Source organism: Blautia sp. MSJ-9, from assembly GCF_018919065.1.
Taxonomy (GTDB): domain Bacteria; phylum Bacillota; class Clostridia; order Lachnospirales; family Lachnospiraceae; genus Blautia_A.
This window is the reverse complement of the sequence record NZ_JAHLQG010000023.1, coordinates 1-12,369: the sequence shown is the minus strand read 5'-3', so window position 1 is coordinate 12,369 and position 12,369 is coordinate 1. Positions and strand designations below refer to the sequence as shown.

Annotated in this window: 12 protein-coding genes; all 12 read left to right on the top strand. The window is 39.7% G+C overall.

Going from position 1 to position 12,369, the window contains the following annotated elements; genetic code table 11:
* The first annotated feature begins 120 nt into the window (after positions 1-120).
* The 12 genes from essC (at position 121) to KQI87_RS06235 (ending at position 11,889) form a co-directional block, all read left to right on the top strand.
* Positions 121-4,596 (top strand): type VII secretion protein EssC, encoded by a 4,476-nt coding sequence (gene essC / locus KQI87_RS06290; protein WP_216459392.1) that lies wholly within the window; start codon positions 121-123, stop codon positions 4,594-4,596.
* Positions 4,593-5,312 (top strand): LytR/AlgR family response regulator transcription factor, encoded by a 720-nt coding sequence (locus KQI87_RS06285; protein ID WP_216459391.1) that lies wholly within the window; start codon positions 4,593-4,595, stop codon positions 5,310-5,312. Before essC ends, KQI87_RS06285 begins: the two co-directional genes overlap by 4 nt.
* A gap of 76 nt (positions 5,313-5,388) precedes the next feature.
* Positions 5,389-6,138, top strand: a complete 750-nt coding sequence (locus tag KQI87_RS06280; RefSeq protein ID WP_216459389.1) for a hypothetical protein — start codon at positions 5,389-5,391, stop codon at positions 6,136-6,138.
* Entirely contained in the window at positions 6,126-6,374 is a 249-nt protein-coding gene (locus tag KQI87_RS06275; protein ID WP_216459387.1) for an EsaB/YukD family protein, read from the top strand. The genes KQI87_RS06280 and KQI87_RS06275 overlap by 13 nt, the downstream gene beginning before the upstream one ends.
* A 102-nt stretch (positions 6,375-6,476) precedes the next feature.
* A complete protein-coding gene (locus KQI87_RS06270) occupies positions 6,477-6,851 on the top strand; it encodes a hypothetical protein (protein WP_216459385.1) in 375 nt (124 codons plus the stop codon).
* A 5-nt stretch (positions 6,852-6,856) separates the two neighbouring features.
* On the top strand, positions 6,857-7,162 hold the full coding sequence (locus tag KQI87_RS06265; protein ID WP_216459384.1) for a WXG100 family type VII secretion target: 306 nt from the start codon (positions 6,857-6,859) through the stop codon (positions 7,160-7,162).
* Between the two features lie 15 nt (positions 7,163-7,177).
* Positions 7,178-7,501 carry a WXG100 family type VII secretion target gene (locus KQI87_RS06260; RefSeq protein ID WP_216459382.1) on the top strand — a complete coding sequence of 108 codons (324 nt, stop codon included), beginning with the start codon at positions 7,178-7,180 and terminating at the stop codon, positions 7,499-7,501.
* Between the two features lie 46 nt (positions 7,502-7,547).
* Positions 7,548-7,862: a WXG100 family type VII secretion target gene (locus KQI87_RS06255; protein ID WP_216459380.1), complete on the top strand. Its 315-nt coding sequence runs from the start codon at positions 7,548-7,550 to the stop codon at positions 7,860-7,862.
* A 45-nt stretch (positions 7,863-7,907) separates the two neighbouring features.
* Positions 7,908-8,738 (top strand): hypothetical protein, encoded by an 831-nt coding sequence (locus tag KQI87_RS06250; RefSeq protein ID WP_216459378.1) that lies wholly within the window; start codon positions 7,908-7,910, stop codon positions 8,736-8,738.
* An 87-nt stretch (positions 8,739-8,825) separates the two neighbouring features.
* Positions 8,826-9,596 carry a hypothetical protein gene (locus tag KQI87_RS06245; RefSeq protein ID WP_216459376.1) on the top strand — a complete coding sequence of 257 codons (771 nt, stop codon included), beginning with the start codon at positions 8,826-8,828 and terminating at the stop codon, positions 9,594-9,596.
* 259 nt (positions 9,597-9,855) lie between these two features.
* Positions 9,856-10,824: an SH3 domain-containing protein gene (locus KQI87_RS06240; RefSeq protein ID WP_216459374.1), complete on the top strand. Its 969-nt coding sequence runs from the start codon at positions 9,856-9,858 to the stop codon at positions 10,822-10,824.
* 9 nt (positions 10,825-10,833) lie between these two features.
* Complete coding sequence (locus KQI87_RS06235; RefSeq protein ID WP_216459372.1) at positions 10,834-11,889, top strand: M14 family zinc carboxypeptidase; 1,056 nt, start codon at positions 10,834-10,836, stop codon at positions 11,887-11,889.
* Positions 11,890-12,369: the final 480 nt, after the last annotated feature.

Here is a 12,369-nt window from a genome sequence, read left to right as displayed (position 1 = left end):
TTAGTAAGACGTTGTATCTTGATCCATCAATATCCCATTTTTTATCATAATCAAATCCTTCTGCTGATATTTTCATCAATGCAGTATTGGCAAATTGCTAAGTTAATGACATTGGTTCAGATGAAGGAGACCTCATTCACGAACTACCTGAAATACGATATTTCAGATATTGAAGAAATTACTGTAGGATGCAAAGAGGGCACCAGTATCTGTTATTCTTACAGATATGCCGGCAGACAGTATATTTCTAAGCTGCATTTGATTCTGCACAGAACTTTGGATGGAATGATACTGGAAGACACCAGTACAAACGGAGTGTTTGTCAATGACATCCGTGTAGAAGGAGAGCAGAGACTAATCTTTGGCGATCAGATCCATCTCTGGGGATTGGATATGGTCTTTCTTGGGAATATTCTTGCTGTGCGTAAAGGAAAGAATCTGACTGTCAGCGAGACAATCCCGGAATGGAAGAATGACCAGCTGGAGATTACAGATGATCAGGGAAAGAAATCCGGACGTAAACTCTATCACCGGGCACCCAGAAATTTGCAGACTTTGGAAACAGGAACAATTGAAATAGAAGATTTTCCGGACATAAAAGAACAGAAGGAAAATAACTTTTTGATGGCAGCAGGCCCGGCTATGGTAATGGCAGTACCTTCTGCCTTAAGTTGTATTACCGCGATTGCAGGCTCCGGAATTACGGGAATACCAATGGAAGCATTTATGCATGCTGGAATGGTTGCGGCTGTAAGTTCAGCAGGAATTGGTACAGCCTGGACAATGTATAACATTATTCACAACAGAAGTCTGGGAATGCAAAGCAAAAATCAGATTTTGCATAAATACGGAGAATATCTGGAAAAATGTGCGGCAGAGATTGAGGAAAAATATAAACACAATCTGGATGCTCTTGAAGAGATGTATCCTTGTGCAGCAGAATGTGCATCAGCAGAGTTTCAGAGTCAGAACCGTATGTGGAACAGAAATAGCACTCATAAGGACTTTCTACTTCACAGATTGGGAAAAGGTGAGATTCCATTTCAGATTGATATTCAGATCCCGAAGGAAAGATTTCAGCTGACAGAAGAAGAGTTTTCGTTAGCACCAGGAGTGATCAAAGAGAAGTACCAGTATCTGCATAATGTGCCAATTTGTCTGGATCTGTCAAAGGAAAGAATGATTGGAATTGCAGGAGGCAAGGATCTGGAAGGAGCTTATCCAGTTGTTCGTGAACTGGTGGCACAGATTGCAGCGCAAAACTGTTATACAGATGTAAAAATGGCTTTTGCTTATCAGGAAGAACAGGGTGAGGAAAGCAGCAGATGGGGATTTGCCAGATGGCTGCCGCATACCTGGGCGCCGGATAAGAAGATCCGTTATGTTGCATCAGACAAAAACAGTGCCAGTGATATTTTCTATGAGCTGACAAAGGTATTGCGTATGCGCAGGGAACGGCAGAAGAGTTCTGGGAAAAAAGGAGAACTTTGCAGACCACATTATATTCTGTTTGTAGAGAAACAGGAGTATCTGGACGGAGAACTTCTCGCAAACTATATTTATGGACAGGATGCAGATCTGGGTTTTACAGTAGTATTGCTTGCTGAACAGTGTGAGGATCTGCCAAACAGCTGTGAGTGTATTATCCAGAATGACGGGCAGTTCAGTGGTCGCTATGATGTAAGAACAGGAAAAAGAACGCCGATCATTTTTGATGAAGTAAGTATTCGTGAACTGGAGAAGATGGCAAGACGTCAGGCGGATACAGAGGTTAAGGAAACCGAAGTAGGAAGTGAAGTTCCTGAGCAGGTGACTTTTATGGAAATGTATGGAATTTCTCAGCTAAAAGATCTGCATATAGAAGAACGTTGGAAGAAGAACAGAACATACAGAAGTATGAAAGCACTGATTGGACAGAAGGCAGGTGGAACAGACTGTTATCTGGATGTGCATGAGAAATATCATGGTCCTCATGGACTGATCGCAGGAACAACTGGTTCCGGTAAGTCTGAGATACTGCAGACTTATATGCTTTCTCTTGCAGTGAATTTCAGCCCGGATGATGTGGGCTTTCTGATCATTGATTATAAAGGCGGTGGAATGGCGAAGCTTTTTGACGGAATGCCGCATATTTTGGGGAAAATATCGAATTTATCCGGAAGCCAGGTGCATCGTGCCATGGTTTCTATTAAGAGTGAAAATAAACGACGCCAGAGACTTTTTAACAAGTTTGGAGTGAATCATATTGATGCATATACTATGTTGTACAAGAATGGAGAGACAGATATTCCACTGCCGCATTTATTTATTATCGTAGATGAATTCGCGGAATTAAAGAGAGAAGAAGAGGGATTTCTCAAGGAACTGATCAGTGTGGCACAGGTTGGACGAAGTCTTGGTGTTCACTTAATTCTGGCAACACAGAAGCCGGAGGGTACAGTAGATGAGAATATATGGAGCAATTCCAGATTTCGTATCTGTCTTCGTGTTCAGGATAGTAAGGATAGTATGTATATGCTGCATAAATCAGATGCCGCTTATCTGACACAGACCGGACGTGCATATCTGCAGGTGGGAAATAATGAAATTTACGAGCTGTTTCAGTCCGGATGGAGCGGAGCTGCTTATGAAGAAAATGACGGCATAAATGGAAGTCATGTTCAAATGCTGGATGAGACTGGCAGACCTGCGCTTGTAGGAAATTATGCCAAAAGAAGAAACAGCGAAGTCCAGGAGTATTCGGAGAAAAAAGTCCGGACCCAGTTGAATGCAGCGGTCAGATATCTGGCTCAAATGGCAGAGAAAGAAGGGTATCGAAAACCGCAGCAGTTGTGGCTCCCTGTTTTGCCGGAAAGTATTACGCTGGAAAATCTCCAGGAATATTTCAAAGAGATATTTAATGGACAGAATGAATTAACGGACCTGAAGGCGAATAATAAAGAATTTTCTGATAAAAAGACATCTTATAGCAGGATAGAGATACCAATAGGACTCTGGGATGATCCGGAAAATCAGCAGCAGAAGCCATTTGTACTTAATTTTACAGAAAAGGGAAATTATGCAGTTTGTGGAATGCCGATGAGCGGCAGAAGTACGCTGCTTCAGACAACCATATATGGACTGATTCATGAATATACTCCAGATGAATTAAATATTTATATTCTGGATTTCTCCAATAAAATGCTGGGAGTATTTGAAGGTGAGTCGCATATCGGTGGGATTCTGTATGAAAATGACAGCGAAGGACTGGAAAGATTTTACCATATGCTGGAACAGATGATAGAAGAGAGAAAAGAACTGTTTAGCGGCGGAAGCTATCAGCAGTATGTATCATCTCATGCAGAAATATGTCCGGCAGTGCTGATCGTAATTGACAATATTGCCGGATTCAGGGAAAAAACAGAGTTCAGATATGATGAAAAAATGATCAGGATTTCCAGAGAGTGTGCGTCTTATGGTATTTATATGATCGTGACAGGAAGCGGTATGAAGAATTCAGAGTTTCCAATGCGTATGCGTGACAATTTCCATCAGATCATCTGTCTGGAACTGCCCGACAGAATTGCATATGGAGAATGTCTTGGAAGTATGAAGGATTCTGTACTTCCTGAGAAGGGAATCAGAGGCAGAGGCCTGGTACAGATCAATGGTAGAAATCTGGAGTTTCAGACTGCATTGGCTTTGGAGGCTGCAGACGATTATCAGCGGGGAGAAGAAATTCGTAGAGAGTGTGTGAATTTAAATAAGAAATGGACTGGAAGACCGGCAAGACAGATTCCGAAAATCCCACAGAATCCGGAATGGAATGAGTTTCAGAACAGAGAAGATGTGCAGGAAATTTTTGCCGGCAACAGGGATCTGCCAGTCGGATATGATCTGGTATCTGCAGAAATCTTTTCTCTGGATCTGTCAAGAAATTACTGCTTTCTGATTTCAGGAAAGTCCAGAACAGGAAAGCGTAATTGTCTGAAAGCAATGATTAACAGTGCGAAGCAGAAAGGCGGAGAGTTGATCATTGTTGAGTTTAATGGATGGAAATTAAGGAAAGCAGCAGAGGATGTACAGGCGGAATACATAGATTCTTATGAAGGATATATGGACTTTATGAGCAGATTTGTACCTGTATTCCAGTCAAGGAACCGTCTGAAGAAGTCTCTGATAAGCCAGGGACTGGAAGAGGAGGCGGTTTATATGCAGATGAGCAGAGAGAAACCGTATTATATTTTTATAGCGGATCTTGTAGAATATACGAAACTTATGCACAGTGAACAGGGAGTAAAGGACAATCTCAGCGGTGCAATGGCGAATCTTTTTGAAAAAGGATTCTTACATAATATCTATTTCTTTGCATGCATGAATCAGGATCAGAGAGCAGATGTTATGGGAAAAGATGTATTTGAGAAATTTATCAGCGGAAAGGCAGGGATTCATCTGGGTGGAAATGTGGCTGCACAGAGAATCCTGGAATTTACGGGAATGCCATTTGGTGAGCAGACAAGAAGTGAGAAGCCGGGAATCGGCCTGGTCGCATCTACGGATGGACAGGCATATCACAAAATTGTAATTCCGCTAGTGAAGGGACCAACAGTATTATGATTACATTTTTATCAGTTGCTTCAAAGAAAGAAGAGAATGATCTGATGAAGGAAGCTGTCAGGGAGCAGGCAGCTCTGCGGACAGACGAAATGTGGAAATTTCATATGTTTGAGCAGATACCGAAGGCAGAAGAATTTTTGGCAGAAGTGCCTCTGCTGGATATTATAAGCTGGGATGTGACGATGAAGGATTCCGTACCATCTCTGGAGAAAATCCGCAGGGATTACCGTCAGTCTTATCTGATGGTAGTTGCGGACGGCAGTATTTCACCAATGGTATATCTGCGCCCGGGAATCATGCCGTCGTCACTTCTGTTGAAACCGGTCAGCAGAGAGAATCTGGTCATGGTTGTCAATGAAATGATGGATGCTTTTACAGAGAAATTTGACAGCAAAGATGTTCCGGAGTCTTTTGTGATTGAGACCAGGGAGGGAAAACAGTACATTCCACTGAATCAGATCTATTATATAGAAGCAAGAGAAAAGAAGATATTTATCAGGACGAAGCAGGAAGAGTATGGTTTCTACGATACCATAGAAAATATGGAGAAAAAACTTCCGGAGAATTTCCTGCGTTGTCACAGAAGTTATATTGTAAATATGGCTAAGGTGACTGCTGTAAAGGTATCGCAGAGTCTGATCGAAGTTCAGGATAATCTGCAGGTACCGCTGTCAAGAAGTTATAAGAGGGCAGTGAAGGAATACAGCAGAAATTAGAGTATAAATATATACGCTGAAAATCTTTACAGGTCAATAGCGTATGGAAAAATAAAAACTACCAGGGGGAAATGTTATGGAGAAGTCTTACTATTTCAGTAAAAACGAACTGGTGCTTTTACTCGGAATAGGAAATGTAACTGAGATTTATGGATTTCAGATGCCGTCGGAGAATGAGTTTGATGATAATGCTTTTACCATGGCGCTGTATCAGCTGGTAAAGCGTGGATGTATAGAGATGGGATCAGAGCCGAAACTTTCGGAAGATATGAAATGGATGATGGAAGTTCTGCGTACATGTACAAAAGTCCTGTCTGTGGTATCAGCGGAGGGCAGTGAGCAGAAATGCTGGTATCTGGCACGGTCCGGGGCTGTGGTTATGGAATTGCCGGTACTCAGCGAAGAAGTCCGGGTGCGTCTGGTTTTACAGGAAAAGATTGCGGAGGAAATTTTCGCAGGGGCAGATATGCCGGAAAATCCATTGGAAAATGAAGCAGCAGGTCAAAAAATAGAAGATTCTCAGTCTGGAATAAAGAAAGAAGGAGCAGCGCTTCTGGAGAATCTTTCTATAAATATGGATACATCTCAGAAAGATATACTGGAAATGGAAGACGTGAACGGTATAAAAAATATTGTCAGTGTCTGGGATGTGGCAGATATGAAAGTTCATGCTCCTGTAGAGAGGCTGGTTTTTTATGAGGGAAGTCTTGGGTACAGAGTTTTGATATTGACAGATGAGAGCAGACAGGTTGTGTTTGACAGTATGGAATTTCGTAAAAATCTGCAGGAATCTCTTCTGGAAGAGGAGAAGAAATGGTCATTGTAGATGTAGTCGTACCTTCCATAGGAAGAAAATATAATTTCAGTCTGGATGAAGAAATTTCAGTTGCATTGCTTACAGAAGAAATTGCGGAGGCAATCTGTCAGAAGGAAAATTGTATTCTGGATGGAGAGAAAGAAAAGCTGAATCTGTGCAGTCTGGAACTGGAAAAAGTTCTTCCACCGGATTCTACACTGGAGCAGAATGGGATTACGAATGGCAGTCAGCTGATGCTGGTATAAACAGTAAAGGTTATTCGTCATGATAGAATGGCTGTTTGTCAGGAAATAAAGAGAGAATAAAAATATTTGATATAATCAGGTTATAGATCAAGGAGAGAAAAGATGTTTAAGGCAAGTTTGGAACCTATGACGGAAGTAACGAATGACTTGCACAGAAATGCCATGGAAATGGATGAATGTATTGATAAATTAAGCAGAATAAGCAGTGCTCTGAAAGAGTTTCCTTATCTGGAGGAGGTTTCGCAGCAGATCAGTTCAGAGAGTCAGAAGCTGGAACAGGCACTTTCCGGAACAGTACAGCTTGAGAGAACTTTGTATATGATACAGGAATTATACAGGCGTGCAGACAGAAAAGTTGCAGACCATTGTGAGGATGTACAGGCAGCGAAACGTATGGAGGCGGTAAGTTTCCATGATCTGAGCTGGATCGTCCGTATGGTAAAAGCGAAATTTGCAGGAAATCAAAAAGGAGAGTGAGCACAGTGGCAGAAAATGAAGTAGAAGTAAATCTGAGTGCATTATCTGAAGATATTGAAAAACTTCAGACGGCTGTGCAGCAGATGGATCATAAAGTTAAGAATGTATTTGATGCAGTCGGTGAACTTGGCAGAATGTGGGAAGGACCAGAGAAAGCCGAATTTCTGAAGCAGATAGAAAGTGATTATCAGTCCTGCCGGGAAATGTGTGAAATCCTCCGGGATCTGATAGGTGGATTGATTTACGCAGAAGGAGAATACCGGAAGTGTGAGCAGAGAATTGATGATCTTGTAGAAGCTATCCGGATATAAGAAGAGGGAAAGCGGATGGAAATGAACAGTAAAGCTATTAAAATGAATGTCCTGCCGAATGAACTGGATATGAAAGCACAGGAAGCTGCAACCGCAATCTTTGAAATGGAACAGCTGCTGGCAAATGTACAGGACACAATTAACAGAACAGAATATTACTGGAATGGAGAAGCGGCAGAACTTAATCGAAAAGTGTTTCTGGAGCAGAAAGAGGATATGGAAGAAATCCTTACCAGATTAAAAGAATACCCGGCAACACTCCGGAAAGTTGCGAATATTTACCGTGAAACAGAAGAGAAACCAAAGGCAGCGCCGTGGTCCAGTAATTTGATTGATTAAGGCTATTATGGCAATGGCATGTGCCTAGTGGAAAGGGGAAGAAGTCATGTGTGACAGACAGGAGATACAATACAATTTTCAACAGGCGTTAACACAGGCGGATAAGCTGGATGATGTAGCTGACTGTCTGCGCAGAATTTCAGAGAATTCTATGGAAGAATCCATGAAAACTCTGGCTTCCGCCTGGAATGGAGAAAGTGCAATAGCATTTTTGGGAAAGGAGGATTTGCTGAAAAATAATATTAAGGATACAGCGGTAAATATACGTTATATCGCAGACACTCTCAGACATCTGGCGAGGAATGTTTATAATGCTGAGATGGAAGCGTTGGGGAACAGGAAAGGGAGAGAGGGTAATTAGGAAAAACGCCAGATAAAAAGACTTTATAAACAGGAGGAAAAGAAAATGAAAATTAGAAAGAGATTAATTGCGCTGGTTATGATGGCAGTTATGGTGTTTGGACTGTTGCCAATGAATGTGCAGGCGGCAGAAAGTAGTGGATCAAGTGCATATTGGTTTAGTACTAGAACAGGTAATGTGAAATGTGATAAATATGATTTAGATGGTGATGGAAAAAAGGATGTAATTGAATATAAAAAGCCAACAAGCCGTTACTTTATAATATATATAAATGGAAAAAAACAGCAAATATCAAAACCTTCATGTGCGTATTCGTATTTAGTATTATTTAATGTCGAAAATGATAACACTTATTTAGTCGCTTCTACAATTTCACGTAGTGGCCAAGCGTCTACAAAAGCATATTATTATCAGAGAGGAGCATTTAGGTCAATCCGTCCTAGGAATTATGGAAAAATAGAATTTGAAAAAATGTATCCGAGATACACAAAAGGAGATATGCTTTACATGTGTTCTACCGTGGCGGAAAAAAGGAATTATGGAATGCTTGCATCATTTCGGGAATCAAAGCAGGATATTGGAATGCTTGTTTCATTTAGATTTGGAAATGGTGCAATTAGTATTAATTTACCGCAAGAAGTAGAAGTAAAGGATAAAAGTACTTTGAATTTTTACTCTATAAGAGGACTATTTACAAGTACAACGCCAGGTCTTGCTGATTATGATGGACCAGCTATAAGACCAGGTCATCAATTTAAAGTAGAAAAATTCTACATTGATAGGAATCTGAAAATTATATGCCAGGTTTCTTATAGGGGAGAAAAGGGTTGGTTTGATTGTTCTGATAAAAGTATTGTGATTAAAGATGCGAGATAGAAATTCAGCATACATAGAAGAGGCAGATGTGCCTCTTCTATGTATATATAAATATTTGTAGAATTTTTGTGAAAAGAGGGATGAAAAATGAATGTTAAGAAAAAAATACTTGCAGTACTTATGATGGCAATTATGGTGTTTGGCTTGTTGCCGGTAAGTGCACAGGCAGCAGATAATGGAATGGTAAAATTAAGTAAAAATACAACATATACCAAATATGATGTAACTGGAAATGGAAAAAAAGATACATTTAAATTTATGGATGATAAAACCAGAGGAGATGTTAGAATTTATTTAAATGGAAAATATGTACAGAAGATATTTATGGCAAGAGGTGGATGGTTTTATTTGTGTAATGGTGGAAAAAATAATGTTTATTTGATTAAGCATTATTTTCAATATGGTGGTACTTCGAGTGCCGCATATAAATATCAGAGTAATAAATTTGAAGAAATTTCTACATTTAAAGAGGAAATTACAAGTGATACCAGTCCGTTAAAATTTTCTGGAAATATATTATATATGAAGAAATATGAAAGAAAAGGAACAATGCCAATGTTTCCAGAAAAAGAATTTAATTTTCCGACGCCAATAACATGGATTTATAAATATACATTAAAAAATGGAAAGGCAACATTAATGTCAGACTATGCCACCATTGGAGGCAGCAAAACATGTGAGGCATTGAATTCTTTTTCAACAAGTAAATCAGTAAAATTAACAGATCAGAATGGCCCCAGGGTTAAAAGAAATGATACTGTAATTTTAAAAAAATGGTATAACAATTGTGTTCAGATTTCTGTAAATGGTAAAACCGGATGGGTAGATAGTTCTAAGATTCGGTTAAGAACAAAATGATAGGGAATAGATAGTTCGGAATTACTAAAGTAAAATTAAAGACGAAAAGGTTCTATGATATGCTCTCTTTTATGTAGTTATGGGAAATAATATATCTCATTCTGCTAGAAAGAGAGCATTTTATTTATTATAGAGATACTTATTTCTATATAAAACAGGTCATTCATCCGATAAACCAGTTATTTCAGCATAAAACACAGTCAAAATCACAAAAATATGATAAGATAAATATATCAAAAGATAACGGAGGTCTTATAAGATGAAGAGGAGAAAGGTAAGAATATTCGCCAGTGCACTGGCATTGGCTTTAACAGTGTCTATGAGTGGATGTACAGTGTCAATAAATATGGAAAACAAAAATAAAAAGGAAACAGAAACAACGGAGACTGCTGAGACAAAGGAAGAAACAACCAAAAAGGAAACAACAGAGAAAGAAACAAAAAAAGCAAAAGAAGAGACGAAAAAGGTAGATCCTACAGCAACACCAACACCGGAACCAACAGCAACTCCTGTGCCGCAGAAGGTAGAGCAGACAGCGCCTGTTGCCAGTCAGCAGACAACATCACAGAATCAGTATGTAACTTATTATGTAGTGAACTGCAAACAGAGCATTACTTTACGTCCAAAGCCGGATGTAAACTCTGGAGAAATTACTCAGATTCCATTAGGTTCTGCTGTAAGTTATGTAGGAGCAGCAGAAAATGGATTTTATAAGGTTATTTATAATGGAAATACAGGATATGCATTAGCGTCTTATTTATCCACAACAAAACCGTCAGAAACTGCAGCGGCAACTTCAGGGCAGATAAATACAGCAAATTATGAAACTTATTATGTAGTGAATTGTAATGAAAGCATCACTTTACGTCCGCAGCCAGATGTAAACTCCGGAGAAATCTGTCAGATTCCATTAGGTGCAGCAGTGTCATTTATCAGTACAGCTTCTAATGGTTTCTATTATATTTCTTATAATGGAAATACAGGATATTCATTGGCAAGTTATTTGTCATCATCTTCTGGTAATTCAAGCTATTCTACATGTAGAGTAGTGAATTGCAATGAGAGCATTACCTTACGTCCACAGCCGGATGTGGATTCAGGGGAGATTTGTCAGATTCCATTAGGTGCGACAGTAAGCTATGTAAGAACTGCGTCAAATGGATTTTACGAAATTTATTATATGGGAAATCACGGATATTCATTAGCAAATTATTTGGAATTTGAGTAAAAAGTTTTTATGAAAAGGATATTATATAAAAAGATTATATTTGGAGTAGTAGGAATGCTGTTGGGAATTTCGGGAACATTTACAATAAAGGCTTCAGAAATAATAATTCCAATTGTACAGGTAAGTAATCTAAAATATTCATACGACCAGATGCAGCAGGATCTGGCAGCTTTGCAGGAACGATACCCGGGACAAATGGTGGTGGATTCATTAGGGACAACAGCAGATGGAAGAGATATCACAGAAGTAATTCTGGGAGATGTAGATGCGGAGCATCATATTCTGATTCAGGCAACGATGCATGCGAGAGAATATATGAATACAGTGCTGGCTATGAATCAGATAGAGGATTACCTGAGTGGATTGGAAAATCGGAGTTATGCAGATCAGACTTGGAAAGAAATATTTGAAAATGTTTGTCTGCATATTATTCCGATGGTAAATCCTGATGGAGTAACAATTAGTCAGGATGGAGTAGATGGAATTTCTGATGACAACCTGAAGAGTAGGCTTGAAGAATGTTATCAAACAGATCTTGCGAATGGAAAGGGAAGTTCAGATATAACACAGTATTTTCGGACGTGGAAGGCAAATGCGGAAGGTGTTGATCTGAATAGAAATTTTGATGCAGGGTGGGATACTTATATAGGAGCATCTGGTCCTTCTACGGAGTGTTATAAGGGAACTGCTCCTGCAAGCGAACCGGAATCGCAGGCAGTGTTAAGTGTCGCACAGAATTATGATCTGGATTGCTGTATTGCATATCATTCTTATGGAAATTTAATTTACTGGAATTATGGCAGTCAGGGTACTGTATTGGATGCAGATCAGGAGTTGGCACAGTGTGTGTCTGGTGTAACGGGGTATGAAATGCATTCTACAGTGCAGGATTCTACAGATGCGGCGGGATGTAGTGATTATTTTGTACTGAATCTGGGGATTCCGGCGGTTACGATAGAGAATGGGGGGAGTGAGTGCCCTATGCCGATAGAGGAGTATCAGCCGATGTATCAGAGGAATCAGAATTTGTGGGCGGCGGTGGCTTGTTTGTATAAGAATAGGTGAATAGTTGAATAGGGACGCAAGTGCCAATAATTCTTTTCGGCTCGGTTTCGGGTCTTAAGAAAAGCTAAGCCTCGAGAAATCTGCTAAAAGCATTCGCAAATAACTCAAACTCGCTGCGCTCAGACAGTGAGTGATTTGCGAATAACGCAGATTTCCCGAGGCTAAGATTTTCTAAAGGCCCTGCAAATGTCGCCGAAAAGAATTATTGGCACTTGCTGGTTATTGGTTGGGACTGGTTGTTTGGGTGGTAGCTTTTTCTTATATATAGTATAGGAAGAAGCGGACTATACATATATGTGGTAGAAGAGGGGGATTTATTGGTAGATACAGGGGGAGGCATGAGACTAATAGATTTTTGGACGAAATAAAAAAGTTTGTCAAATTATGAAATTAACTGTTGACATTAGTCATCTCTGGTGTTATATTAGTTGAGCTGTCGGAAATAATTGTTTCTTGAAAAGAGACAATTCAAATAGATTT

What these genes read in the sequence shown, in the direction of transcription:
- KQI87_RS06240 (WP_216459374.1), top strand. Translation starts at nt 9,856, where the DNA reads ATGAAGAGGAGAAAGGTAAGAATATTCGCCAGTGCACTGGCATTGGCT.
- KQI87_RS06255 (WP_216459380.1), top strand. Translation starts at nt 7,548, where the DNA reads ATGTGTGACAGACAGGAGATACAATACAATTTTCAACAGGCGTTAACA.
- KQI87_RS06270 (WP_216459385.1), top strand. Translation starts at nt 6,477, where the DNA reads ATGTTTAAGGCAAGTTTGGAACCTATGACGGAAGTAACGAATGACTTG.
- essC (WP_216459392.1), top strand. Translation starts at nt 121, where the DNA reads ATGAAGGAGACCTCATTCACGAACTACCTGAAATACGATATTTCAGAT.
- KQI87_RS06275 (WP_216459387.1), top strand. Translation starts at nt 6,126, where the DNA reads ATGGTCATTGTAGATGTAGTCGTACCTTCCATAGGAAGAAAATATAAT.
- KQI87_RS06250 (WP_216459378.1), top strand. Translation starts at nt 7,908, where the DNA reads ATGAAAATTAGAAAGAGATTAATTGCGCTGGTTATGATGGCAGTTATG.
- KQI87_RS06260 (WP_216459382.1), top strand. Translation starts at nt 7,178, where the DNA reads ATGGAAATGAACAGTAAAGCTATTAAAATGAATGTCCTGCCGAATGAA.
- KQI87_RS06235 (WP_216459372.1), top strand. Translation starts at nt 10,834, where the DNA reads ATGAAAAGGATATTATATAAAAAGATTATATTTGGAGTAGTAGGAATG.
- KQI87_RS06280 (WP_216459389.1), top strand. Translation starts at nt 5,389, where the DNA reads ATGGAGAAGTCTTACTATTTCAGTAAAAACGAACTGGTGCTTTTACTC.
- KQI87_RS06245 (WP_216459376.1), top strand. Translation starts at nt 8,826, where the DNA reads ATGAATGTTAAGAAAAAAATACTTGCAGTACTTATGATGGCAATTATG.
- KQI87_RS06285 (WP_216459391.1), top strand. Translation starts at nt 4,593, where the DNA reads ATGATTACATTTTTATCAGTTGCTTCAAAGAAAGAAGAGAATGATCTG.